This is a genomic window from Verruconatronum alginivorum, from assembly GCF_056590205.1.
In genome coordinates this window covers 4,787,232-4,813,239 of the sequence record NZ_JBWPVQ010000001.1, presented here as the reverse complement: position 1 = coordinate 4,813,239, position 26,008 = coordinate 4,787,232, and the positions used below count along the sequence as shown (strand labels likewise).

Below are 26,008 nucleotides of genomic sequence, written 5' to 3'. Positions count from 1 at the left end.
CTCCAACAATCGAACCCCAAGCAAACCCCATCTTCTTGTTCGAATCCAGTTTCACACCCATTTCGCCTTTTCCTTTCTTTTCCGCTTCTTTCTTTGCCGGTTTTCCTTTTTCCTTTCGTTTTTCGTATGTTCGTCCTGATCATCCGTCGCCTGATCGAAGTGGTTCCGGTCCTCTTCCTCATCGCGACCATCACTTTTTTCCTGGTGCGGCTCGCCCCGGGCGGTCCGTTCAGCGAAGAACGTACCGTGACCCCCGAGGTCCTGGCCAACCTCGAAGCCCATTACGGCCTCGACCAACCGCTCCACCGCCAATACTTCTCCTACCTCGGCAATCTCCTGCGGGGAGACCTCGGGCCTTCCTTCCAATACCAGACGCTTTCCGTCAACGAACTGATCGCCGAGGCTTTTCCGGTTTCTCTCGAACTCGGTTTCTACTCCCTCCTTGTCGCGTTGGCCATCGGTCTCACCGCCGGTTTGATCGCCGCCCTCCGCCCGAACACCCGACTCGACTACGGGCCAATGTCCCTCGCCATGGCCGGTATTTGCCTGCCGACTTTCGTCATGGGGCCGATCCTGGTCCTCGTCTTCGCCCTTTGGCTCGGCTGGTTCAACGCCTCGGGCTGGACGTATCCGTCCGACCGGGTGCTGCCGTCGCTCACCCTCGGCGCCTTCTACGCCGCCTACGTCGCCCGCCTCACCCGGGGCAGCATGATCGAGACGTTGAGCCAGGATTTCGTCCGAACCGCCCGGGCCAAGGGACTGTCGGAGGCGGTTGTCGTCGGCAAACACGGCCTCCGGGTCGGAGTGCTGCCGGTGGTCTCGTTTCTGGGACCGGCGGTCGCCGGACTGATCAGCGGTTCGTTCGTGGTCGAGACGGTCTTCAACATCCCCGGCCTCGGACGGTTTTTCGTCCAATCCGCCTTCAACCGGGACTACACCTTGATCATCGGAACGGTGCTGTTTTACGCCACCTTGATCATCCTGCTCAACCTGCTGGTCGACATCCTCCAAATCCTCCTCAACCCGAAGCGATGAAGCCGACCGCCACCCAACCCGATCCCCAGCCATCCGGTCCGCCAAGCTCTGCCGGACGATCCCCTTGGCGGGAAGCCTGGCTTCGCCTGCGCGCCAACAAAATGGCCCTCGCCGCCCTCGCCGTGTTGAGCGTGCTCGGCCTTCTTTGCGGACTCGCCCCATGGGTCGCCCCCCATGATTATTTCACCACCCGGCTCGACGTCGGCCCGACTCCGCCGAGCCGGGAACATTGGCTCGGCACCGATCTGCTCGGGCGCGACCTGCTCTCCCGCATCCTCTACGGCGGCCGGATTTCGTTCATGGTCGGCCTCTGCGCCACCGCCGTTTCGCTCACCATCGGAGTGATTTACGGGGCGGTGGCCGGATACGGCGGACGGCGCCTCGATTCGGTCATGATGCGGACGGTCGACATCCTTTACGCCCTCCCCTTCACGGTTTTCGTGATTCTGCTGACCGTCTTTTTCGGCCGCAGCCTCCTCCTGCTCTTCATCGCCATCGGGGCGGTCGAATGGCTCACCATGGCCCGGATCGTCCGGGGCCAGGTCTTGTCGCTCAAACATCTCACGTTCATCGAATCGGCGGTGGTGCTCGGTCTCCCCCGGGGCCGGATTCTCCGCAAGCATCTGATTCCAAACGCCATCGGCCCGATCATCGTCTATGCCACGCTCACTATTCCGAGCGTGATGTTGCTGGAGGCGTTCCTCAGTTTCCTCGGGCTCGGCGTCCAACCCCCGATGAGTTCCTGGGGCATCCTGATCAAGGAAGGGGCCGAAAGCATGGAGCAATATCCCTGGCTCCTGATCTTCCCCAGCCTCACCTTCGCCCTCACCCTCTTCTGCCTCAACTTCCTCGGCGACGGACTCCGCGACGCCCTCGACCCAAGACGAAAATTATGAATGATGAATTATGAAATTCAGGGGGACAATTCTCTTCATAATTCACCATTCATCATGCATAATCCCCTGCCATGTCTGATGAATCCTTTGACCTTGTCGTAATCGGCGCCGGCCCCGGCGGTTATGTCTGCGCGATTCGCGCCGCCCAACTCGGATTGAAAACCGCTCTCGTCGAGAAATCCGCCAACCTGGGGGGCACATGCCTCAACGTCGGCTGCATCCCGAGCAAGGCCCTCCTCCACTCCTCGGAGATGCTTCACTTCGCCCGCCACGGCGCCGCCGACCTCGGAATCAAACTTGAGAAGATCTCCGTCGACCTGCCGGCCATGATGCAGAAGAAGGACAAAATCGTCTCCACCCTCGTCGGAGGCGTTTCAGCGGTGGTCGGCAAAAAAGGGGCCAAGGTTTTCCATGGTGCGGGCCGCCTCCGCGACGCCTCGACCGTCGAAGTCACCCATGAAGGGAAAACCACCGCCTTGAAGACCCGGAATATCGTGATCGCCACCGGGTCGGCCCCCGCGACGCTGCCGTTCCTGCCGTTCGACGACAAGATCGTCGTCCACAGCACCCATGCCCTCGCCTTCGACAAAACCCCGAAGAAACTGGTGGTGGTCGGCGGCGGCGCGATCGGCCTCGAACTCGGTTCGGTCTGGTCCCGCCTCGGCAGCGAAGTGACTGTCGTGGAGTTCCTTCCCCGCATCGCTCCGACTTTCGACGACGACGTATCCAAACTCCTCGAGCGATCCCTCAAAAAACAGGGCATCGCCATCGAGACGAACACCAAGGTGACCGGGCTCGAAAAGAGGAAAAACAAGGCCGTCCTCACCGCCGAACGCGATGGAAAGAAACTTGAATTCGAAGCCGACAAAGTCTTGGTCGCGGTCGGTCGGGTTCCGTTCACCGACGGCTTGGGCTTGGCGGAGGCCGGCGTCGAGCTCGACGAGCGGAAGCGGGTGAAGACCGACCGGCATTTCGCCACCAACGTCTCCGGAATCTACGCCATCGGCGACGTGATCGCCGGACCGATGCTCGCCCACAAGGCCGAGGAAGAGGGGGTCGCCCTCGCCGAGATGCTGGCGGGCAAAGCCGGACATGTGAACTACGACGTCATCCCGAACGTCATTTACACCGATCCGGAAGTCGCCTCGGCCGGATTGACCGAAGCCGACGCCAAAGCCAAAGGGATCGAAATCCGCACCGGGAAATTTCCTTTCACCGCCAACGGGCGGGCGCTCGCCAACAGCGCGACGGAAGGATTCATCAAAGTGATCGCCGACGCCAAAACCGACCGGGTCCTCGGCGTCCAGATGATCGGCCGGGGAGTTTCGGAACTGATCGCATCCGCCGTCGCCCACATGGAATACGGCGGCAGCGCCGAAGACATCGCCCGCACCGTCCACGCCCATCCGACCGTCTCCGAAGCGCTCAAGGAAGCCGCGCTCGCCGTCGATAAACGGGCGATCCACTCGCTGTAACGAATCGGATTCGGCGGGTCGCAATCGGTCCTTCCCTTTTGCCAGACCCGCTTCGTCCCGCTATAGTTACAGGTATGAAAGACGTTGATCGCAGCAAACTGTACAACGGCCAGAAAAACGCCGGCGACGCCGGCGCGCCCGATCCGTCGACCGACGAAAAGGAATTGATGGTCCTCGAAGCCCGGCTCGAGAAAGCAACCGGCGAAGACCGGTTGCGAATCGAAGAAATGATCCGCGAGACCATCGAGAAAATGGAACGCGAAGGCCGCACCCGGCCGGGCCGCTGATCCAGACGCCTCAGTTGCCGAGTCCGGCGGCCAGCTTTTTCACCGCCGGAAACAAAACATTGTCCTCCAAGTGGATGTGGCAACGCATGTCCTCTTCCAAGTCGCGCAGTCCCGCGAAGAGGGCGCGATAGGTGTTGCACGCTTGAGCCGGCGGCTGGTAGCCGTTGGTCAAATCCCGCAAACGATCCAGCACCGCCCCGGCTTCGCCGTGTTCCCGCGACATCGCCTCGATCGGACCGTCGAGCGACCCGGCAGCCGTTTCTCCCCCGACCATCCCGCGAACCGCCGGGAACAGGACCTGTTCCTCCTTCTGCAAATGACTGACCAACTCGCTCGCGAGATGACAGAACACCTCGTAAAGCTCAACGAGCGAAGCGGTGTGCCCGCCATGGACATGGGCGACCCGTTGCGACATCGCATAGAGCCGGGGCAATTCCCGGCGGAGAAACTCATGGTGTTTCTCGGCGATGTAGTCGCAAAGCCGATCCACCGGCAGTTCCGCCGGATTCACCTCGACCTCGGTCGGGTCGGCTCCCTCCCGCTCCAACTCGGCCACGATCAGATCGACAGCGACCCCTTTTTTCTCGCAAGCCTTACGAAGGGTCAAACCGCCCTGGCAGCAAAAATCGATCTTGTGGGCTTGGAACACCCGGGATCTCCCCGGACGCTCGGCGACCAATTCCCCGACCGTCCGGTCGATCATCGGTGTTCCGGGAGGCGAAAATTCAACAGCGGAATGACTCATGGGAATCACCCTCAATCGACCCCGACCAAGCCTCAACCGGATTTTCCCCACCAATTGATTCAGATCAAAATACCCACCATCAGCCCGCCCTCCCCCGCGACAATCCCTGACCCGATCGCGTCACACAATGTCGCCGATAGGGACAACCTTCCGCCCCCGGAGGCACCGCTTGGAATCCCGGGTCCATCGTCCCCGAGCGGACAATCCCTGACCCGATCGCATCACACAATGTCGCCGAAAGGGACAACCTCCCGCCCCCGGAGGCACCGCTTGGAATCCCGGGTCCATCCTCCCCGAGCGGACAATCCCTGCCCCGATCGCATCACACAATGTCGCCGAAAGGGACAACTCTCCGCCTCCGGAGGCACCCCTGCGACCCCGACTCCCGTCGTCCCCGATCGGACAATCCCTGACCCGATCGCGTCACACAATGTCGCCGAAAGGGACAACCTCCCGCCCCCGGAGCACCGCCTGCAATCCCGGGTCCATCGTCCCCGAGCGGACAATCCCTGACCCGATCGCGTCACACAATGTCGCCGAAAGGGACAATCTCCCGCCCCCGGAGGCACCGTCTGCGACCCGGCTTCCGTCGCCTCCCGCGACAACCCCTGGCCCGGTCGCGTCACGCAATGGCGTCGAAATGGACAATCTCCCGCCTCCGGACCACCGTCTGCGACCCGGCTTTCCTCGCCCCGGCGACAATTCCCGACCCGATCGCGTCACGCAATGTCGTTGAAACGGAGAACCTCCCGCCTCCGGAGCACCGGTCTGCGACTCGACTCCCGTCACCCCACGGACAATCCCTGACCCGATCGCGTCACACAATGTCGCCGAAAGGGACAACTCTCCGCCTCAGGAGGCACCCCTGCGACCCCGACTCCCGTCGTCCCCGATCGGACAATCCCTGACCCGATCGCGTCACACAATGTCGCCGAAAGGGACAACCTCCCGCCCCCGGAGGCACCGTCTGCGACCTGTGTTCGGTCGCCCCCGAGCGGACAATCCCTGACCCGATCGTGTCTGGGATTGTCGCACGATGGGTGGGTGGGTGACGGGCTGGAAGGCAGGAACATCCTCTTCGGATCAGCCCTTTTTGCGCTTCGTTCTTTGAGGTTCACGTTGGAAATGACGTTGTCGGACGAAGGAATTTGGTGTTGAGTCGGGGATTGGAGAGGCTTCGGGCCGCTCCAATCGATTGCTATGAAACTTGGGCTTGCGCAAATCAACACCATCGTCGGCGACCTGACCGGAAATCGGAAGAAAATCCTGTCGGCTTACCACCACCTCTGCGAAGCAGGGGCCGATTTGGTTCTTTTCCCCGAAATGGTCGTCTGCGGTTACCCACCGCGCGATCTATTGTTCAAACGCCGTTTCGTGCCCGATGTCGAAGAATCGTTGCTCACGGTCGCCGCCGCGGTCGGCGACGTCCCGGCGGTGGTCGGGTTCGTGGAAACCAATCCCGGCGCTTCCGGCCGTCCGTTTTTCAACGCCGCCGCATGGTGCCAAAACGGCGAAGTGATCGAAATTTCCCGCAAATGCCTCCTCCCCACCTACGACGTTTTCGACGAAGACCGTTACTTCGCCCGATCACCCGGACCGAAAATCATCCAATTCCGGGACAAAAAAATCGGCATCACCATCTGCGAAGATATTTGGGCGCAATCTCCTCTCCCCGAACGCCCACGCTACGAGGACCAACCCCTCCAATTCCTTCAGCAAGCCGAGGTTGATTTGGTACTGAATCTCTCCGCCAGTCCATGGTGCCAAGGGAAAGAAGACCTCCGGCGCAAACTTGTCAGCGGGGTCGCCCGCTTTTGCCAGGCCCCGATGGTTCTATGCAACGCCGTCGGCGGCAACGACGAGCTGATTTTCGACGGCAGTAGCGTCGCCGCGGCGCCGGACGGTTCGATCCTGGCAAGCCTCAAACCGTTCGAGGAGGATTTTCAGGTGATCGATCTCGACACCCTCCGGAAAACCAAACCGAAGGGGGCCGCGCACGCTTCCCGCCCGATTATCGCCGACATCGAATCCGCCCTCGTGCTCGGCCTCCGTGACTACACCTGGAAGAGCGGTTTTAAGAAAGCGTTGATTGGACTCAGTGGGGGGATCGACTCAGCAGTGACCGCCGCGATCGCAGTGAAGGCGCTCGGGGCGGAGCACGTGACCGGGGTCAGCCTCCCGTCACCAATTTCCAGCGAACACAGCAAAGAGGACGCCCGTCAACTGGCGGAGAACCTAGGCATTCGTTTTGAAACATTGCCGATTCGAGAGGTCGTCGCCAGCGCCGAAAAAACTTTGGAACCGATGTTCGTCAATCTTCCGCGCGACGTCACCGAGGAAAACATTCAAGCCCGCGCCCGCGGCCTTCTCCTGATGGGGCTGTCGAACAAATGGAACGCCCTCCTGCTGACCACGGGCAACAAGAGCGAGATGGCAGTCGGTTATTGCACACTCTACGGCGACATGGCGGGCGGCTTGGCGGTCTTGTCGGACCTCCCCAAGACCAAAGTCTTCGAATTGGCGCGGCACATGAACCGGGAGCGGGAAATCATTCCGCAGTCGACCATCGACAAACCTCCCTCCGCCGAACTGCGGCCCGATCAAAAGGACGAAGATTCGCTGCCTCCCTACGACGTCCTGGACGCGATCCTGGAACGCTACGTTGAGTGGGGCGAATCATCCCGCGACATCATCGCCGCCGGATTCCCGGCGGAGGTCGTGCGCGATGTGGTCCGCAAAGTCGACCTAAACGAATACAAACGAAAACAAGCGCCTCCCGGACTGAAAATCACCCCCCTCGCCTTCGGCGTCGGCCGCCGTCTTCCGATCGTCCAAAAATACGTCAGCTAGCGGCCGTCCTAAGAAGAAAAGTGACGGAGCTTTTCCCTCCCGAAAGCCAAAATCCGGGCCGCGCCCGGGGAACAACATGGAATGAAACTTCCCCGCCACTGGGAGGGATGGCATCCTGCCGTCCGCCGTCGGCGCCTTCAGAAGAGGTCGGCTGGAAGCCAACCCTCCGATTTAATTCATCCTTCGCTTCGTATTTCCCTCACCGTCACCCGGCGGGTCAGGCGCTCGTTCTCGGCGATCGAAACGGTGCCATTTTGGACTTTCATCCAGCCGTGTTCCCGGATCGTCCGCCATCCGTAATCGCGGCCGAGAGCGCGGAGTTCGCTCGCCTTCGCCCCGGGACGGATCGAATCGACCATATCGTCGTTGACCATGAAAAACTCATAGAGGGCGACGCGTCCGCGGTACCCGAGTTGGTTGCATTCGACGCATCCCTTCCCGGTCCAGGCGCGGACTTCGTCGGGGCGGATCCGCAGGCTTTCGGCCATTTCCCGGCGAATTTCGTCAGCGATCTCCAAATCGGGTTCCATGCAATGGCGGCAGATCCGGCGGGCCAGGCGCTGCGCGATGCTGCAAACCAGCGAGGAGGCGAGCAGGAAAGGCTCGATCTTCATGTCGAGCAACCGCGGGATCGCGCTCACGCTGTCATTGGTGTGGAGTGTCGCGAAGACCAAGTGGCCGGTCTGGGCGGCGCGAACGGCGATTTCCGCCGTCTCGACATCACGGATTTCCCCGATAAGAATGACATCGGGATCGTGCCGGAGAACGGAACGCAATCCGCTGGAAAAGGTGAGGCCGACTTCTTCGTTGGTTTGGATCTGCGAGATCCCTTCCAGCTGGTATTCGATCGGGTTTTCGATCGTGACGATCTTGCGCGAGCCTTCGTTGGCGTGGGCCAGCGCGGCGTAAAGGGTGGTCGTCTTGCCGCTCCCGGTCGGTCCGGTGAGGAGCACCAGCCCTTGAGGCAGACTGGTGAGTTCCTCCAGCATCGCCTGCTGCTCCGGCTCCATCCCGAGTTGGGCCATGTCGAAAAACATGTTTTGGCGCCCCAAAATACGCAAGCAAACCGCCTCGCCAAAAGGTGTTGGAATAATGGATACACGTAGATCGTATTGCTCGTTGCCGGTCTTCATCCCGATCCGTCCGTCGTGCGGGACCCGGCGTTCGGTGATGTTCAACCCGGCCATCACTTTGAGGCGGGAGACAATGGAGTTGTAAAGCTGCCGGAGCCCCGGCGGCACCTGGATATCCTGGAGAATCCCGTCGATCCGGTAACGGAGTTTGATGGTGGAAGCATAGGGCTCGATGTGGATGTCGGTCGCTTCCAGCCGCAAGGCCTCGAGCAGGATCTGATTGACGAAATCCGACATCGTCGCGTCCATCTCCGCGCCCGGATCGTCGGTCTTCACATCAAAGACGACTTCCTCCGTCATTTCCGGGGCGTTGCGGTCGCTGCGGAGTTGCTGGATGGTTTGCGCTCCCAGACCGTAATACTTCTTGATGAAAGCGTGCACTCCGCTCGGAGTTGTAATGGCGGCTCGGATACGGGTGCCGAGCAAAAGACGGAGGTTCCCCAGATCGCTCAATACCGGAGGTTCACTGAAGGCGACGGTCAACTGGCCTCCTTCGAGGGCGACTGGCACGAAGCGGAAGTGAAGCGCCATTTTAACCGGCACCCGGTCGAGCACCTCCCGGGAGACGGTCTCCTTGCTCAAATCAACGAACTCCATGCCGTTGACTTCGGCGAGTGCCCGATGGGTGTCTTCCTCTGAAACGAAATTCAGATCGAGGATCGCCCGATGCAGGGGGACTTGTTGCCGACTGTGGCGGCGCCGGGCGAGATCGAGCTGTTTGGGAGCGATTTTGCCCCGTTCGAGGAGGATGTCCCCGACGTCGCGCGCGGTCTTGGAAGAGAGACTCATGGATTCCTGGCGATTTCGACTTCGATTTTTCGATTCTGGTTGAAGTTGAGGCGAAGCTCCTCTTCTTCCTCCCCGCGTTTCAAGACCAATTCGCGCGGCTCGATGCGCGTCACGGTCCAGTCGTCGATCAATGCTTCGCCGAAATTGAGCACCCGGACGGTTCCCTCCTGCAAGACATACGCCCGGCGAGATCCATCGGTGGTTTCAAAAAAGCCCTGATAACGCAACGCGACTTCCCGGGTGGTCGGCGGAGGGGGCGGCGGCGGTTCCGGCTCCGGCTCCGGCTTCGGTTCCGGTTTCGGCGCGGGGGGCGGCGGAGGTGGAGGCGGCGGCGGTTCGAAATGGAGGGTATGGAACGGATTGATCGAAGGGTTCTGGGAAGCGACGATCCGCGAGACTTCCTCCCGGAGGTTCATATAAGTCCCCCGAATCGGCGGCAATTTGATATCCTGCTCGATCGGGGCCGAGCGCGGGACCACGCGCTCCGGGCTCCCCGGGCCGAAGGTCACGATTTTATACCCGATGAATCCGGCCACCGAAACGAAAAGGAGGCTGGAGAGGGCAAGATTTCTGGTCAGCGTGTTCACCGTGGTGTCCGTTTCGCGCCCGATTTCAAGAGCGCGCGTCCAAGTCGAGAAACCCGCGGGCGACGAATTCCAGCGACACTTCGTCGGGGTTTTCGGTGGAAGTTTTCCGAAGGATGAACCGGCTGAGAAAGAAGGAGGATTTGGGCTCGACGAATCCGGTCACGCCCAAGGTCTCCAGTTCGTCGTCATTCAGCGGCAGCATCATCAGAACACTGTGAATCGCCTCCATCTTCCCGGTCAACCGGATTTGTGCGGAGATCTCGATTGGACCTTCCGGGGTTCCGTTCGCGCCCCCCCCTCCTTGAACCGGCAGCAGGCGGACGTCGTCGATCCGCTGCACTTTGGCTTCGATCGCGGTCCGAATCAGTTGATCCATCACCACCAACTGGGTCCAAAGCAGATGATGGCGCTCCGCGTTAGGCACGGGGAAACGGCGTTCCCACCCGGGAAAAAGCCCCACCCCGTTTTCCCGGCTGAGTCGTCGAATTCGGTCGACCACCATGAATTTTCCGTGATCGAAATCAAGCAACTGAAATGGCCGGTCGAGCAACTCCTGCATCTCGGAAGAGAAGCGGATGGTGCGGGCTTTGTCCTCGCCGATCTCCGCAAAAACGGCGATATCGCGTTCGATCCGGGCCATGTTCGCCATGACCTCTCCGGTGTTCATGCCATGTCCCGCCGAGGCCAGACGTTCCACGGCGGCGGTCAAAGCATTTTCCAATTCCCGTTCCCGCAATATCAGGGGAAGCGTGACCGCGAAAAAATAGATCACGGCGGCGAGCAACCCGCCTCCAAGCAGATAGAAACAGCGCTGCAAGTTCTTGCTGCGTCCCATAAGGCACTTTCCGTCTACGGACGGTCCGGTCCTCCGTCCGGTGCCGTCGAGATCAGTGAAAACTGACTCGGGTTGAGTTCGAGGCTGATCGAGAACGTTTGATCGGGTAAAGTCACTTCCGAGTTGACGACCTGCTTCCTCTCGGGGCCCGCCAGGGTATCGACGTTCCGGAAAATACCGCGGCCACCGAAGGTGTTGACGATTGTCCGCAACGATTCATGGATCTCCCATCCGGTGCCAGGCACCGAGACTTCGGCGACGAACCCTTCCCACGGGGCATGGGGAGACGGTCCTTCGACGGCGGCCGGACTCTCCTGAGAGAACGCGCCCCTCGACCGGAAGTCCCGTCCCCCGGACGGACCGGGAGAATTGCGGGGCAGAGTGCTTTGGTCGAGGTAACTCTGGCCGTCGGCGAGGGAGACAAACCAGAGGTCGCTCTCCCCGGCGATCTCCTGCATCAGGCCGATCGTTTTCAGAAGGTCGCGGGTCTGCTTCTGCTGCTGGACCAGAGGGACGATGTTGTCGTATTGACGGCTTCGTTCCACCAGCAGATCGTCGACCATGCGGGTTTTCGCATAAGCTTCTTCCAGATCGGCGATCTTTGACTCCCTCTCGGCCAGAGCCTGGCGCCTGACGGAGGTATCGGCGATCAAAAGGACGAACAGGACCGCGAGCATCACCGCCGTCAGCATGTTCAGCTTGGTCGTTTGCCGGGCTTTGGCTTGATCCTGCCGCAGCGTGGAGGGCAAGAGCGAGCTGCTCACCGGGGCGATTTTCAATCCGGCCAAGGCACCGCCATACGTCAGAGCGTGGGTTTGCAGATCGACCCCGCAGCCGCCGTCCCGCCAAAAATGGTAATTAAGAGTTGTTCCCTCCCGCAGGTAATCCAGAAAGCCCGGTTGCAAGGATGGTCCGCCGGAAAAAAACACCTTCACCGGATCCTCGACGGAGTCTATCTCGTCCTTGAGCCCTTCCGCGATGACCTTCCGGAGTTCGTCGTGCCAGCGGTCGACCGCATCGCGGAATTCGCGAAACTCCTCCTCTTTCTCCTGGTAGAGAAACCGGGTCTTCTTGATTGTTTCGGCTTCGTCGAACCCGGTTCCCCGGGCGAGGGCGACCGCCTCGGTGAACAATTCCCCGGCGAACGGAAAGGCGGTCGCGTAGACTGGCTGGGAGTTTTCCAAAATCACCACCGTGGTGGTCGAAGCCCCTAAATCGACCAGCACCGCCCGTTTTTCCGGAGCTTGCGTCGCGAGGAAGGCCGAAGCCAGGGCGTTGCTGGCATTCGTCACTTCGCCCGCCGTCAAACCGGATCCCTGCAGGCGTTTGATCTGGGCTTCCAATTCCTTCTCCCGGCTTACCGTGACCCAAACCGGATTGGCGGTGCCTGGAAACGGTTTGAGACGGAAGTAGTCGTAAACGATCGCACTCTCGCTCAATCCCGTCAGCTTTTGCGTCTCGGCTTCGATCATCCGCACCCATCCGCGGTTGCCTTGGGAAGGAAGCGAGACCAAATGGGAGACGGCAATGTGTTGGGGGATGACCAACGAGATCGGATAATCGCCCATTTCATTGAGAATGCGCCCGATGTGACGGTTGGTCTCTTCCTGCGTCAGCAACCCCTCCTCCTGCAAATCGAGGGTGAAGGCGTGCAAGACCTCGACCTTGCGTCCCTTCCGTTCCGCCAGAATCGCCTTCACCCGGCTCTGCCCGAGGTCGACGGCGATGCAACGGCGGTTAAAACTGAAATTGAACGAGTCCATTCGATCTCTTCGATAAAAACGGAGCCTCCCGGGTCAGCTCCCGGCCGCGCCTCGGAAACCCGTGACGAGCGCCGCGGGTTCGGGGAAATTGCGCGAGCCTTTTTCAGTTGGCATGGATCGTCTCGATGAATTCCCCGGTGTCGGACAAAAGGGTTGCGGTTACGAAGATCAGCAAATACCGCGGTTGCTCGAACTCCGTCCGCTTCCGAAACGCGGCGCCAATGATTGGAATGTTGCCGAGAATCGGAACCGATTCGGTGAACGTGCTGCGGTCCATTTGCACCACCCCGCCCATCACCACGGTCTGCCCGCTTTGGACGACCACCCGGGTGGAGAGCTCCTGGTCGCGCGATTCGGGAAGCTTGATGTCGAAGGTGCTGACGATCTGGCCTTCGTCGTTGCGATCGCTGACCGTCGCGAAGGTCACCAATTCGACATCCTGGCTCACCTTCGGATGGAGCGCGAGGAGGATGCTGCGCTGGTCGCCGCCGATGCTGGCGAGCACGTTCAACGACACTCCGGAGGTCAACCGGGTCGGTTTCCCCTTCGGCACGAGTTGAGATTCCGACCGCCGTTCGAGGATGGTCTGGCTGACAGTGTATTCTTCATAATAATACTGGACCTTGCCGTCGCTGATCGTCGCCGGGCGGTTGTTGATCACGGTGATCCGGGGAGAACTGAGCGTCTGGCTCTCGCCGCTCTGTTCGAGGGCCGTCAGGGTGGCGGAAAGGTTTCGCCGGCTCAAGACATTGGTGAAGGTCTCCTCCAGCCCCAGACCGACGTTGGTTCCGAATCCGGTGAAATCGGTGGCGGCCCGCCGGTCGGAAAGGCGGTCCCGGCCGGTTTCCCAATTAACGCCGAGTTGCAGGAAGGCGGCTTTGGTGACGGTGACGAAACGGGCTTCGATCAACACCTGCTGGATCGGGGTGTCGAATTCCTCGATCAGACGTTCCATCACTTCCAATTGGTCATGGGTGCCGCGCGCGACAATGAGGTTACGTTCGTAATCGATCATGTGCTCGCCCTTGAAGAACTGCTGGATGGCCTGTTCGAGCGAAGGCCGGGCGGGAGCGCCATCCCGGACGAACTGCTCGACCTTCTCGGTCATCGTCTCGGTGACCCGCGAGTCCTGCGTGGTCCGGACCCGGGTGACTTCCGAAGCGCCGAACGCGGCCGGCATCACGAAACCTTTGTTCAGACGGAAAAAACGCGTCTCCTCCAAAAGGTTGTTCGAGTCCCGGCCGTTTAAGATCCAAATAAGGTCGTCGCCAATCTGGAAGCTGACATCAAGATTCCGGGAAACATACCGGAGAAATTCGGCGAGGCGGACGTCCCGCATATTGACGCTAAGCTTCTCTTTGAATGCGGGAATGCCGCGGTCAGCCACGAAATTAATCTCCTGGGCCGCCCCGAGATCGAAAATGATCGACTCCAGCGACACCTCGTCGACGTGCAGGGTGATCCGCTCGTTCAACACATCGGCCATCCGCCCGCGGGCCGTTTCCAAGCCATACATCGGCCCGGCCTGTTGGATCACTTTGCCGTAACTCTCCGGAACCAGTCGTTGCGAGGCGATGGCCTCCGTCGTCTCGCGCAAATCGCTCGGCATCGCCAGTCCCCGTTTCCGGTTTTCGAGAAAGGTGCTCCGGACGGTTGGCGAAAACCGCGAATCCTGGGCGGAAATCGCCGACAGTTCATCCTCCAGCTCCCGCTCCCGCCGACGCTCGATCTCTCCTTCCAACCAATAATAGACCCGCCCCACCCGGGGATTTTCCGGAAACGAGACGTAGAGAAGGTCCGACCGGATTTTCGCTTCCTCCCATTCGTGGCGCCGGGCCAAGGCGAGAATCTCGCGGATCTCGTCATCCACCGCCCCGATAGTCAGCCCTTCCTCCTCGGTCCGTTCGTCGGGAACCTCCTCAGCAGCAGGCACATCGGTGGTCCGGCACGAGGCCAAAGCCAAGCAGGAAGTCACGGCGAGGCATGCGAGGGCCTGGCGGATATGTTTCATTTCGAGCATAGATTCGAGCAGAGAGACACGCGGGGGAGGAAAATGATCCTTTCCCCTTTACCTCCGCGTTTTTGCCGCAGGTGCGGGCATCGGTCAATGAGATACCGATTTAACGGCCGGTTGTTTTTTTTGAATAATTTCCTTTAACCCTTTGCCGGACTCTTCTTGATATTCGACTAATGGATTCTCTCAAGTTCGCAGTTTTGCCCGGAGACGGGATCGGTCCGGAAGTGATGGCGGTCGCCCTGAAGGTTTTGGAACGCCTCGCCGGCGACCATGGTTTGCGCCTCGATTACCAGGAGGCCGACGTCGGCGGCATCGCCATCGACCGCCACGGCAAGGCCCTGCCCGACAGCACCCTGCAACTCTGCGGCGAGAGCGACGCCATCCTCTTCGGCTCCGTCGGCGGCCCGAAATGGGAAAAACTTCCTCCCAAGGAACAACCGGAGCGGGCCTCTCTCCTCCCGTTGCGCAAGCATTTCTCCCTCTTCGCCAACATCCGGCCCGGGCTCCTCTATCCGCAATTGGTCGACGCCTCCCCGCTCAAAACCGAACGGATCCCCGATGGCATCGACGTCGTCTGCATCCGCGAACTGACCGGCGGCATCTATTTCGGCCAACCGAAAGAGACCACCACCCTCCCCGACGGCGACCTCCAGGCGGTCGACACGATGGTCTACCGCAAGAGCGAGATCGAGCGGATCACCCAGGTGGCGATCGACGCCGCCAAGCCGCGGGCCAAAAAGATCTGTTCCGTCGACAAGGCCAACGTCCTCGAAACCTCCGTTCTCTGGCGCCAGACCGTGATCGACTACGTCGCCAAACACGCCCCGGAGATCGAGCTCACCCACATGTACGTCGACAACGCCGCGATGCAGATCGCCCGCGACCCGAACCAGTTCGACGTCATTCTCACCGAGAACATGTTCGGCGACATCCTTTCCGACGAGATGGCGGTCATCTGCGGTTCCCTCGGGATGCTTTCTTCCGCCAGCCTCGGCCTCGGCAAAAACAAGGCCGGACTCCCGTTCGGCCTCTACGAACCGGCCGGCGGCACCGCTCCCGACATCGCCGGGAAAAACCTCGCCAATCCGTGCGCCCAGGTCCTCTCCGCCGCGATGATGCTCCGCTTCAGCTTCGGCCGTAACGACCTCGCCGCCAAACTCGAAAACGCCGTCCGTGCCGCCGTCACTTCCGGCACCCGCACCGGCGACATCGCCTTCGGCGGCTCCAGCGTCTCCACCACCGAAATGGGCGACGCCATCATCAGGAAATTGGTAAATTCCTGAATTCGAGATCCGAGAGGTTAGAGGTGTCTCCTCCCTCCCCAATCCAAAATCCCAAATCCAAAATCCAAAATTCCATGACGTCTTCCGAAATCAGACAATCGTTCCTGGACTTCTTCGCCGGCAAAGAGCACCGGATCGTCCCATCGGCTCCGCTGATGCCCGATTCCCCGAATCTGCTCTTCACCAATGCCGGGATGAACCAGTTCGTCCCGTATTTCCTCGGCGAACGGAAGCCGCCCCACCCCCGCATCGCCGACACCCAGAAATGCATCCGGGCCGGCGGCAAACACAACGACCTCGAAGACGTCGGTTTCGATTCCTACCACCACACCCTCTTCGAAATGCTCGGCAACTGGTCGTTCGGGGATTACTTCAAGGAGGAAGCGATCGAATGGGCCTGGGAACTTCTGACCAAAGTCTGGGGTTTCCCCGCCAACCGTCTCTACGCCACCGTCTATAACCCCGCCGAGGGCGATCCCGCCTCCTTCGACCAGGAGGCCTACGACCACTGGAAAGCGATCTTCGAACGCGAAGGTCTCGATCCCGAGGTCCACATAATCGACGGCAACAAGAAGGACAACTTCTGGATGATGGGCGACACCGGCCCGTGCGGTCCGTGCAGCGAGATCCACATCGACCTCACCCCCAACGGCGACACCCAGGGCAAGCTGGTCAACCAGGACGACCCTTCCTGCATCGAGATCTGGAACTTGGTCTTCATCCAATTCAACGCGGAACCCAACGGCGACTTCCGCCAGCTTTCCGCCCGCCACGTCGACACTGGCATGGGCTTCGAACGGGTCGCCGGCATCATGGGGACCACCCGCAACTTCACCGATTTCAGCCGCCCCCACTCCAACTACAACAGCGAACTTTTCCAGCCGTTTTTCGACCACATCGAACAACTTTCCGGCAAGAAATACACCGCTTCCTTCCCGGCCTCCCGGGCGAAGATGTCGGAGCAGGAACTGGTCGACTGCTCCTTCCGGGTCCTCGCCGACCACATCCGCACCCTCGTCTGCTCCATCGCCGACGGCATCCTCCCGGGCAACGAGGGCCGCAACTACGTCCTCCGCCGGATCCTCCGCCGCGCCGTCCTGTTCGGCCGCCGCCTCGGCCTCGAAACCGGTTTCTTCGAATCGCTGGTCGATCCCGTGGTCGCCACCCTCGGCGACGTGTTCCCCGAGATCCGCCAGCAGGAGACCATCGTCCGCAAAGTGATCCGCTCCGAGGAGGAGACTTTCAGCCGCACCCTCGACCGCGGCATGCAGTTGTTCGAAAAGGTCGCGGGAGAAAGCGCCGCCTCCGGCACCATCGCCGGCAAGGAGGCCTTCACCCTCTACGACACCTACGGTTTCCCGCTCGACCTGACCGAACTTCTCGCCCGCGAACGGGGCCTCAACGTCGACCTGACTGGTTTCGAAAACGAGATGGAGGAACAGCGCGCTCGCGCCCGGGCCGCCCAACAGAAGACCACCATCTCCGTCCGCGACGACCAACCGGAAAACCTCGAGGCCACCCGGTTCGTCGGCTACGATCTCGACGCCGCCCGCGAAACCACCGCCGCCCTGCGCGACGTGGTCCGTCAGGGCGACCGCACCTTCCTTGTCTTCGATCAAACCCCGTTCTACGCCGAGATGGGCGGCCAGATCGGCGACCGGGGCTCCGTCGAAATCAACGGCAAATCGTTCCGGATCCTCAACACCGTCAAGGACGCCCACGACCGCTACCTCCACGAAACCAGGGAGGTCCCCGCCGATCTCGAACCGGGCCTCAGCGCGATCCTGAGCGTCGACCTTCCGTTCCGTCTCAACGTCCAGCGCCATCACACCGCCACCCACCTGCTCCACGACGCTCTCCGCCAGGTCCTCGGGACCCACGTCCGGCAGGCCGGTTCGTTGGTCACCGACAACCGCCTCCGCTTCGACTTTTCCCATTTCGAGGCGCTCAAGCCGGACGAAATCAGCCGGATCGAGTCGATCGTCAACCGCCACGTCCTGGAAAACTCACCGGTCGGCTGGTACGAAGTTCCGTTCGACCAGCGGCCGGAAAACTGCCTCGCCCTCTTCGGTGAAAAATACGGTTCGGTCGTCCGGGTGGTCGACATCGGCGGTTATTCCGTCGAACTTTGCGGCGGCACCCACGCCCGCGCCACCGGCGAAATCGGTTTGATCAAGGTGGTCAGCGAATCCGCCATCGCCGCCGGCACCCGGCGGATCGAAGCGCTCGCCGGCGAATCGGCCATCGCCCACGTCGACGACCAACTCGACCGCCTCCACCACGTCACCGGCCGCCTCTCCTGCCAGCCGGCGGAACTCGAAAAACGGGTCGAACAACTGCTCGAACAAAAGAGCGAACTGGAAAAAACACTCAAGAAGATCCAGCAAAAGGAATCCGGCAATCTCGCCGCCGATCTCCTCGGCCGCGCCGGCCAAACGGACGGCGGTCTCCGCCTGGTGGCCGAAACGGTCCAAGTCGAAAACCCGGTCGCCCTCCGCGAGCTCGGCGCCCAAGTGGCCGGACAACTCGGCGAAGGGATCGTGGTCCTCGGCAGTCCGCTCGAAGAAGGCAAACTCTCGGTGGTCGCCTTCTGTTCCCCCCAGGCGATCGCCGCCGGGAAGAAAGCCGGCGACATCATCCGCGACCTCGCCGGTCAACTCGGCGGCAAAGGCGGCGGCAAACCCAACTTCGCCATGGGCGGCGGCTCCGCCTCCCCCGAACAACTCGAAACCGCCCTCAAAAAACTCCAAAGTTAACCACGAATAGACACGAATAAACACGAATCAGGAACTCATCCAACAGGCCCATCCTTCGCACTCCTGATACGTCTCTCCTTATCGGCGTATATCTGCGCCCATCTGCGGTTAAAAACTCTTCTTTCATTCCCCGCGCCGGGCGGCGCCGTTGCATTTCGCCCGGTGCAGGAAAACCTCCTGCGCTTTCTCAACCTGATCCGGCTTTCCCATCCAGGCCTTCAACGCCGGTTCCTGCAAGGCCCGGCCAAAGGAGAAGCTGAGTTCCCACGGCTGGGGACCGCGGCGGTTCATCTCCTTCAGATGCTCGGTGGCCAACTCCGCGCTCTGCCCGCCCGATAGAAACACCAGCCCCGGCACGGCGGCCGGCACCGCGCGGCGCATGCAACGAATCGTCGCGTCCGCGACCTCGGGCACCCCGGCTTGACGGTCCGACTTCTTTCCGGCGATCACCATGTTCGGCTTCAACAGCATCCCTTCCAAGCGCACCCCGTAAATCCGCAACCGTCCGAAGACAATCTCCAACGTCTCCCGGGTCACCTCCTCGCAACGGCCGATGTCATTTTCCCCGTCCATCAGCACCTCCGGCTCGACAATCGGCACCAATCCTTCCTCCTGACAAAGGCCGGCATAGCGGGCCAACGCGTCGGCGTTCGCTTCCAGAGCGGCCCGGCTCGGAACCGAATCCCGTTCGATTCCGATCACCGCCCGCCACTTGGCGAAACGGGCACCCAACTCCCGGTATTCCGCCAACCGGTCGCGCAATCCGTCGAGTCCCTCGGTGATCTTGTTCCCGGGATGGAGCGCGAATGGTTTCGCCCCTTTATCGACCTTGATCCCCGGGATCACTCCTTTGCCCGCCAACAACTTTGGGAAAGGAGTGCCGTCGTCGGCCTTCTGCCGGAGGGTTTCGTCAAACAGGATCACTCCGCTGATGAATTGCTCCATCCCATCAGTGGACAAAAGTAACTGACGGTAAGTCCGCCGGTTCTCCTCGGTCGATTCAACCCCGATGCTGTCGAGACGTTTCTTGATCGTTCCGCTGCTTTCGTCGGCCGCCAGGATTCCTTTCCCCGGCGCGACCAGTTCACGGGCCGTCGTATCCAATTTTCCCTTATCCATCCTCGCTCTCCTTGGGTTGCGGTTCTACGGAAGGCGTCCTTCCGCGACCTCCAGCAGGTCGCACATCGTTACAATATCGTCGCGATGGGTGAGTTGCAATTCGCGCTTCCGGATATCGAGCCGCTCTTTCGAGTATCCTTCCAAACCCCGTTGGACCAATTTGCGGTTCCAGCGGTCGGCCCGCAAAGGCTCCGGGAAAATCGCCGCCAGATGCCGGTCGAGTTCCGCATGGTCGGGATGGGTCCGGACCGCTTCGATCAAATCGTCGATCGGAATCCCGAGGTGCTGGCAAAGGAGATCGTCGAAGCCCCGCCCCAAAGTTTTCGCGTATTCCGGTGAAAGAGTGCCCGCGAGGTGACGCCGGATCTTCTCCAGAACCCGCGGGAGATGCATGAGTCCGCACGGATGCGGCAGATAGGAAGACGGCAACGGATTTTCGACCAATGGCATCGTCAGGATTTTGGATTTTGGATTGCGGATTTTGGATTGCGGTCGGAGGACGGGAAAGGCGGGAGCCCGGCTGGTCCAGATTTTCCATGAAATCCGCAATCCGCAATCCAAATTCCAAAATCAAAAAACGCGGCGCCCTCCCGCAAGGGAAGAGCGCCGCGCCCAGGAATAATATGATTCAGTCGACTCTCAATCAGAGCTGATCATCGCCCCACTGGTCGTCTTGGGCTCCGGTATCTCCGGTGTCCTGGGTGTCCCCTTCCGGAGCGCCGTAGTCCTGCTGAGCGCCCGCGCCATCATCCATGGCCGGATCTTGCGTGCCGGGCTGGGTGGCCGGAGCCTCATCCCGTTGCGGCTCGCCGAAGGTTTGAGTGTCATCTTCCGTAGCGCCGGTTTGCTGATCATCCTGCGGTTCGCAAGCCGCGAGCAAGAAGAAGGAACTGCAGATGGCTGCCAAAACGGTCAGCCGCTTTTTATAGGTGATTTTCGTTTTCATTTCTTTGATAGTGTTGGTTCTCGGTCTTTTATGGTTGAGCCCTTTCCTTTGTGGAAGAGAGCGTGAAGTTCCTAAAAATACCCGTAGTTTGGTTATCCCCTGGGCAAGGGTGCCGGCGAACCGGCCGCCCCCGCCTTCGGGTGAATTTTTCCTCGGTTTCGCCGGGTGAAGAACCCCGGCAGCCTCCAGTCGAATCAATAATCCGCTCTCGGCTGCCGGCGTTCGAACGCGACGGTCCCCGAAGTATTTCAATTACGATTACAAGTCAGTCTGAAGATCAGGCTCTTGTTGTTGCTGATGGGTGTCGCGGCCCGGACGCTCCTGCTGGGTCGGAGCTTCCTGCGGACGGGCGCCCATTTGGTCTTGATCGTCACGGTCACGATCTTCGGTCCGCGCATCGTCGCGGTCGCGATCCGGATCGCCGAAGATGCCGGTGTCGTCGTCATCCTGGAAACGGAAGACTTGTGGCGACTCGGCTCCGGCGCGGGCTTGTTGCTGCGCCTGCTGCGGCAGTTGCTGACGGGTCAGCGCTTGGGCCTGCTCGAGGTCCTGCTGACGGATGTTCAACACCGCCCGGTCGTCTTGGATGCGTTGCAGAGCACGCGGGGAAACCACATACTCGTCGCCTCCGCCCATCATGTCCATCATGCCGGTGCCTTCGGTGAACACGACGAAGTCGACGCGTCCTTCTTCAAGGTTGACCAACAGATCGCTGATCCGGCCGATTTCTTCGTCCTGCTGATTGACGATTTCGAAGTCGGTCACATCGGAAGCGAGACGAATCTGCCCTTCCTGCTGTTGTTGCTGGCCGACTTGAGCTTGTTGCTGTTGCCCCACTCCGGCTTGGCCATGCTGTTGCTGGCGGGCGCCGAATTCGGTGTCGTCATCTTCCTGACCGAGAGCTTCGGTCCGTTCCTGATCTTGCTGCTGCTGAGCTCCTACTCCGGCAGCGCCTTCCTGGCGATGCTCGGGAGAACCGAACTCGGTTTGATCGCGGTCCTGGTCGAGACCTTCGGCTTGGAGATCATTGTCGTCGTCCTCGCGGATCGCACGGTCCTGATCATCGCGGTCGCCCGGGGCTCCGAATTCCATGCCGTTGTCGTCGTCACGCTCGCGGGCACCGTATTCGCCGTTCTTGTCCTTGTCCTTACGGTCATGGGCACGGGCGCCATACTCGCCGTTGTCCTTTTCCTTGTCGTCGCGGTCGCGGGCGCCGAACTCGGTGTCGTCATCGTCGCGTTCGTGTTGGTTGTCGTCGAGGCGGATGCCTTCGTCACGATCCCGTTCGCCGGGAGCGCCGAACTCGGTTTGCCGTTGTTGGGCTTGCTGCCAATCTTCGCCGTAGAACGAATAGATCTCCTGAGCCCGTTGTTCCTGGGCGAGTTGATCGATTTGTTCGCGGTCGATGGTCGGAGCATTTTCCCACTCGCTCTCGCTAATATTCAGGACGATTTCCAGATCGTCGTCCTGCCCTCGGATTTCCAAAGCTTCCGGTGGAACCGGGCGCCAGTCGCCGCCGATCCCGAGGAATCCGCCTTCGGAAACGATGGCGAACGCGAGGCGTCCGTCCTCAAGCTTCACCGCCACGTCTTCCAACGTGCCGAGGCGCTCGCCTTCCTGATTGGTGACTTCCGTGCCGGACAAGTCTTCCCAGCGGTGGCTTTGCTGGCCGGCCTGTTGCTGCTCTTGCCCCATGCCCGGTTGCTGAGCCTGTTGCTGCTGGCCGTGCTGCTGCTGTTGACCTGGTTGCCCCGGCTGAGCCTGCTGAGTCTGGCCCGGACGATCGGTCTGCCCCGGAGTCTGCTGCTGCTGGGCAGTGACCCCCGTGACGAGGCCCAAGCTGAATGCGCCAATCGCTCCAGCTGTAAATAATTTCTTCGGTGTCTTCATAGTTTTCGTTTTATGTCGTCTCGTTCGTGGTTCTACTTTTCCCGGAACCGGGGGTTCCTCCGGCTCCGAATTCGGTTTTGCTTGTTTTCACTTTCCCCGTTCTTGGGTTGGCTCCGTTAAAAGCACGGGGCATGCCAATATCACCGAATTCCACTAACCACTAACAAACAACACCCTACGGAAACACCCCCACAAAAGCCAGTCCGCCATGCGAATTGCAAAGTGCAAAGGGACCGTCGTCGGTTATGCAAATTGCACCCTGCGGCGGAGGTTCTCCGGGAAAACTCCGACGGCCTTCCGCCGACACTCAACCTTCCAGCAATTCGCGGAGGTCGGCGAGACCGACCGGGGCGGTGGCGGCGGTGCTTTCCTCGAACAGATTTTCGATCAGGGCGCGCTTGCTCCGCTGGAGCGCCAGGACTTTTTCCTCCACGCTCCCGGTGGCGATCAGCTTGATGCTCGTCACCACTTTTTGCTGACCGATCCGGTGAGCCCGGTCGGTCGCCTGGGCCTCCACCGCCGGATTCCACCAGGGATCGAAATGAATCACCGTGTCGGCGCCGGTCAGGTTCAAACCGGTGCCGCCGGCCTTCAGCGAGATCAAGAACACCGGTATCCCGGGGTCGTTGTTGAACGTGTCGCACACCGCCAATCGATTGCGGGTTTGGCCGTCGAGGTAGGAATACCGCAACCCTTGCTCCTCCAGTTCCTCCTTGAGTAACTGAAGAACGGATACGAATTGCGAAAAGACCAGCAGGCGGTGCCCGTCGTCGATCGCTTCCTCGAGGATTTCCCGGAAGGCATTGAGTTTGCCGGAATCTTTGGCCAGCGACCCGTCGTCGACCAATCGCGGGTCGCAACAGATCTGCCGGAGGCGGAGCAACCGGAGAAACATCGCGCGCCGAATCCCCCCTTCGCTTTCGCCGCCTTTGACCAGGGTATCGAACTCCAAGCGGGTTTCCCCGAGGAACGAATCGTAAAGCTTCCGCTGCGCCTCCTCCATGTCGCAGAAGAGCGTTTGCTCGATCTTCTCGGGCAACTCCGGAGCGACCCACGCTTTGGTGCGGCGGAGAATGTAGGGAGCCGCTTTCTTCAGCAACCGGGCTTCATGCCAGGCGCGCTCCTCTCCCCGGGAGTCGGTCGGAAGCTGACCGATATAGCCGGGCATCAGAAAGGCGAAGAGCGACACGAGGTCGGCCAGACTGTTTTCCACCGGCGTGCCGGTCAGCACGAACCGGCCCCGGCCGAGCAGGGAACACAAGGCCCGGGCGTTCTGGGTGCGGCGGTTCTTGATGTGCTGGGCTTCGTCGGCGACGATGCAGTTCCACTCCACTTCGCGAAACAACTCCTGATCCCGGATCAACGTCGCGTAAGAAGTGATCACCAGATCGTGCGGAGCGAATTCCTCGACCGACCCGAGTCGTTGTTCCCGGTAATGAAGGAAAACCCGGAGACCGGGCAAAAACCGTCCGGCTTCCCGCCGCCAATTCTCCACCAGCGAGGCCGGACAGACCACCAGGGATGGACGCGAACCGCCGGCGGAGCGGGCCGCCTCGACCAGGCATAGCGCCTGCAGGGTTTTCCCCAAACCCATCTCGTCGGCCAGGATGCCGGCGAGTTTGTGTTGATAAAGATGATACATCCAGGAGACCCCGATCCGCTGATACAACCGCAACCGGTCGTCGACTTCCGCGGGAACCGGCGCCGGGGCGAGGCGCGAGATGTTGCCGAGGGCGTCGGAACGCGACCGCCAGGTTTCCGGCGGTTGGAATCCGGGAAGGAGCGAATCGAGCAACTCGCCGGCCACCGCCAGGTCGGCGCCGGAGAGACGATGGACGGAAAGGGGTTGCGGCTGGGTGCGGGCGCTCCCGCTCAGCAGGCGCCGCACTTCCTCCAACCGGTCCAACTGCTTCTTGGGCAACAAGACCACCCTGCCCTCGCGCTCCAGATAAGGACGGCCGGTTTGCAGCGAGTCCTGGATCTGGCGGGAATCGAAGCCGCGGGCGGCGACCGAGAGTTCCAGCTGGAACCCCTCCCCCGCTTCCGCCGCCTGGCAAGCGACCTCGGCCTGTTCCACCGCGGCGATGTTGCGCTCGAAGTTTGGGGTGAAGTCGGCTTGGAACCGTTCCCGGAGGTCGGCGAGGTGCTCGGACAAAAAGACGAGAGTCTTGTGTTTGTCCCGCAACCACCACTTGCGATTCGACGGCTCCAGCCGGAAATCATGCCCCTTCACCAAATCGAGCGCCTCGTCGTAAAGCGGATGTTCCCGCGACGGAAGCGTGATCGCCACAAACTGGGTCGACCCGTCGACGGCCATCACCCCGGCCCGCGCGACCGGTTGACGCGTCGGCCGAGGGGACGGTCGCGACGGCGAAGATGAAGCTGAAGGTGAAGCCTGCGCCGCCGATGTCGGCCGTTTCGGAGGGGATTCGGCCGACGCGGCGGCCTCCTCCGGACGGACGGCCAGATGCGGCGAAACTTCGGGCAATTCCCCGGCCTTCCACGCGAGGGCCGCTTGGGGACGGTTGATCATAAAAAACGCCGGTTCGCCGTCCAGCAGGGCGATCAGTTGGCGAACTTGGTCGCGGGAAAGTTGCAAAAACGCCGCCGGTTTTCCGGCGCACCAATCCTCGATCCGGGCCAACGCCGCCGCATGGGAGGCCTTCATCTGAAACGCCCGACCGGGCGAGACCCGCTCAGGGGTCACCGGTTTTTGACCGCTCGCCTCGAGCTCGAGTTTGACCGGAATCGCGTCGCGCCCGGCGACCGTCGCCAGATTCGGCGGCAGCAACACCCGGAGCCGCAGACTCGCCGCCGCGCGCGGATTGATCGAGATGAAAGTTGGAGAATCCATCGTTCCCCGAGAGTTAGCCCCACCACGGCCAATTGATCAAACGAAAGAAACGGAAAGCGGAGCGGGTCCATTTCATTCCCGCGTTTGCGACTTGATGACGCACGAGTTCCGCATTTATGCGGTCTTCGTCTGATTCCCAGGGAGGGACCAGCTCCGTCTGGTCCGCGGGCGCCCCCGCTACCTTACCAAAGCCAGGGGACCGCCTAAAGGCGGGACTCCAACAAATCGGAAGGCCTGTTGAAGGCGCGCGAGGCTGGTGCCAAAAAGAATTGATAAACCATTCTCCCTTCTGCACGTTGGCACGGTGCAATCGAAACCGCAAATATTGGCTTGGATCACCTGCGACGGGGTTCATATCGACCCGGGCTCGGGCAAACACACGCTCCTCGGGGTGTTCTCCAACATCAAGGCACGTCATTTTCCGGTGACCCATCCCCGGATGATGTGGTTCCTCACCTTGAGCGACGTGCCGGTCGGGAAACACAAGATCCGGATTCTTTTCGGATACAGCCTCCAAGACCCCCGCGAGATCGTGGTGCGCGAATTCGAATCCAAGAGCCCCTTGCAGCGGATCAATCTGATCAACGAGATCCGCAACCTCCGTTTCGACCAGCCGGGCGACTACAGCATCACCATCGAAATCGACGACGAACCGATCCTCGTCACCAGCCTCCCGGTCAGCAACTGACCTTCCGCCTCCGCTGGGCCCGGTGAAAGTGGACCGGGCAATTGACACCGTTTCGGCAAA

General features: G+C 61.0%; 19 protein-coding genes. 8 read left to right on the top strand and 11 right to left on the bottom strand.

Translation table 11 applies throughout. The features are described from left to right. Nucleotides 1-126 precede the first annotated feature (126 nt). The 4 genes from ACWUI2_RS17635 to ACWUI2_RS17620 all read left to right on the top strand — a co-directional run bounded on the left by ACWUI2_RS17635 (nt 127) and on the right by ACWUI2_RS17620 (nt 3,693). Complete coding sequence (locus ACWUI2_RS17635) at nt 127-1,035, top strand: ABC transporter permease (protein WP_486984166.1); 909 nt, start codon at nt 127-129, stop codon at nt 1,033-1,035. Next, entirely contained in the window at nt 1,032-1,931 is a 900-nt protein-coding gene (locus tag ACWUI2_RS17630) for an ABC transporter permease (RefSeq protein ID WP_486984165.1), read from the top strand. The genes ACWUI2_RS17635 and ACWUI2_RS17630 overlap by 4 nt, the downstream gene beginning before the upstream one ends. A 71-nt stretch (nt 1,932-2,002) precedes the next feature. Further along, nucleotides 2,003-3,406, top strand: a complete 1,404-nt coding sequence (lpdA, locus tag ACWUI2_RS17625; protein ID WP_486984164.1) for a dihydrolipoyl dehydrogenase — start codon at nt 2,003-2,005, stop codon at nt 3,404-3,406. Between the two features lie 74 nt (nt 3,407-3,480). Further along, complete coding sequence (locus ACWUI2_RS17620; protein WP_486984163.1) at nt 3,481-3,693, top strand: hypothetical protein; 213 nt, start codon at nt 3,481-3,483, stop codon at nt 3,691-3,693. Nucleotides 3,694-3,703: 10 nt separating this feature from the next. On the opposite strand, the gene ric is transcribed toward ACWUI2_RS17620, so the two are convergent. Next, on the bottom strand, nt 3,704-4,438 hold the full coding sequence (gene ric, locus ACWUI2_RS17615) for an iron-sulfur cluster repair di-iron protein (protein WP_486984162.1): 735 nt from the start codon (nt 4,436-4,438) through the stop codon (nt 3,704-3,706). 1,200 nt (nt 4,439-5,638) lie between these two features. On the opposite strand from ric, the gene ACWUI2_RS17610 reads away from it, so the two are divergent. Continuing rightward, nucleotides 5,639-7,288: an NAD+ synthase gene (locus tag ACWUI2_RS17610; RefSeq protein ID WP_486984161.1), complete on the top strand. Its 1,650-nt coding sequence runs from the start codon at nt 5,639-5,641 to the stop codon at nt 7,286-7,288. Nucleotides 7,289-7,464: 176 nt separating this feature from the next. Here the strand turns inward: ACWUI2_RS17610 and ACWUI2_RS17605 are convergent, their stop codons facing one another. The 5 genes from ACWUI2_RS17605 to ACWUI2_RS17585 all read right to left on the bottom strand — a co-directional run bounded on the left by ACWUI2_RS17605 (nt 7,465) and on the right by ACWUI2_RS17585 (nt 14,406). Then, nucleotides 7,465-9,210, bottom strand: a complete 1,746-nt coding sequence (locus ACWUI2_RS17605) for a GspE/PulE family protein (protein WP_486984160.1) — start codon at nt 9,208-9,210, stop codon at nt 7,465-7,467. Next, complete coding sequence (locus tag ACWUI2_RS17600) at nt 9,207-9,797, bottom strand: hypothetical protein (RefSeq protein ID WP_486984159.1); 591 nt, start codon at nt 9,795-9,797, stop codon at nt 9,207-9,209. The genes ACWUI2_RS17605 and ACWUI2_RS17600 overlap by 4 nt, the downstream gene beginning before the upstream one ends. 25 nt (nt 9,798-9,822) lie before the next feature. Beyond that, nucleotides 9,823-10,632: a hypothetical protein gene (locus ACWUI2_RS17595; RefSeq protein WP_486984158.1), complete on the bottom strand. Its 810-nt coding sequence runs from the start codon at nt 10,630-10,632 to the stop codon at nt 9,823-9,825. Between the two features lie 14 nt (nt 10,633-10,646). Next, a complete protein-coding gene (gene pilM / locus ACWUI2_RS17590) occupies nt 10,647-12,395 on the bottom strand; it encodes a pilus assembly protein PilM (RefSeq protein WP_486984157.1) in 1,749 nt (582 codons plus the stop codon). Nucleotides 12,396-12,498: 103 nt separating this feature from the next. Further along, nucleotides 12,499-14,406: a type II secretion system protein GspD gene (locus tag ACWUI2_RS17585; RefSeq protein ID WP_486984156.1), complete on the bottom strand. Its 1,908-nt coding sequence runs from the start codon at nt 14,404-14,406 to the stop codon at nt 12,499-12,501. 179 nt (nt 14,407-14,585) lie between these two features. Between ACWUI2_RS17585 and leuB the strand changes: the two genes are divergently transcribed. Together leuB and alaS are read left to right on the top strand one after the other, a co-directional pair. Beyond that, on the top strand, nt 14,586-15,695 hold the full coding sequence (gene leuB / locus ACWUI2_RS17580; protein WP_486984155.1) for a 3-isopropylmalate dehydrogenase: 1,110 nt from the start codon (nt 14,586-14,588) through the stop codon (nt 15,693-15,695). 74 nt (nt 15,696-15,769) lie between these two features. Then, the gene (gene alaS / locus ACWUI2_RS17575) at nt 15,770-18,451 is read left to right on the top strand and encodes an alanine--tRNA ligase (RefSeq protein WP_486984154.1); all 2,682 of its coding nucleotides are present in this window, start codon (nt 15,770-15,772) and stop codon (nt 18,449-18,451) included. 123 nt (nt 18,452-18,574) lie between these two features. Here alaS and ACWUI2_RS17570 read toward each other — a convergent pair whose 3' ends face one another. The 5 genes from ACWUI2_RS17570 to ACWUI2_RS17550 all read right to left on the bottom strand — a co-directional run bounded on the left by ACWUI2_RS17570 (nt 18,575) and on the right by ACWUI2_RS17550 (nt 25,260). Next, nucleotides 18,575-19,570, bottom strand: coding sequence for a class I fructose-bisphosphate aldolase (locus tag ACWUI2_RS17570; protein WP_486984153.1), 996 nt, complete (start codon nt 19,568-19,570; stop codon nt 18,575-18,577). 24 nt (nt 19,571-19,594) lie between these two features. Then, nucleotides 19,595-20,020, bottom strand: a complete 426-nt coding sequence (locus ACWUI2_RS17565; RefSeq protein ID WP_486984152.1) for a DUF5069 domain-containing protein — start codon at nt 20,018-20,020, stop codon at nt 19,595-19,597. Nucleotides 20,021-20,213: 193 nt separating this feature from the next. Continuing rightward, complete coding sequence (locus ACWUI2_RS17560) at nt 20,214-20,516, bottom strand: hypothetical protein (protein ID WP_486984151.1); 303 nt, start codon at nt 20,514-20,516, stop codon at nt 20,214-20,216. Between the two features lie 258 nt (nt 20,517-20,774). Further along, the gene (locus tag ACWUI2_RS17555) at nt 20,775-22,406 is read right to left on the bottom strand and encodes a PRC-barrel domain-containing protein (RefSeq protein WP_486984150.1); all 1,632 of its coding nucleotides are present in this window, start codon (nt 22,404-22,406) and stop codon (nt 20,775-20,777) included. Nucleotides 22,407-22,713: 307 nt separating this feature from the next. After that, the gene (locus ACWUI2_RS17550; protein ID WP_486984149.1) at nt 22,714-25,260 is read right to left on the bottom strand and encodes a DEAD/DEAH box helicase; all 2,547 of its coding nucleotides are present in this window, start codon (nt 25,258-25,260) and stop codon (nt 22,714-22,716) included. 256 nt (nt 25,261-25,516) lie between these two features. On the opposite strand from ACWUI2_RS17550, the gene ACWUI2_RS17545 reads away from it, so the two are divergent. Continuing rightward, the gene (locus ACWUI2_RS17545; protein WP_486984148.1) at nt 25,517-25,948 is read left to right on the top strand and encodes a DUF6941 family protein; all 432 of its coding nucleotides are present in this window, start codon (nt 25,517-25,519) and stop codon (nt 25,946-25,948) included. The last annotated feature ends 60 nt before the right edge of the window (nt 25,949-26,008 follow it).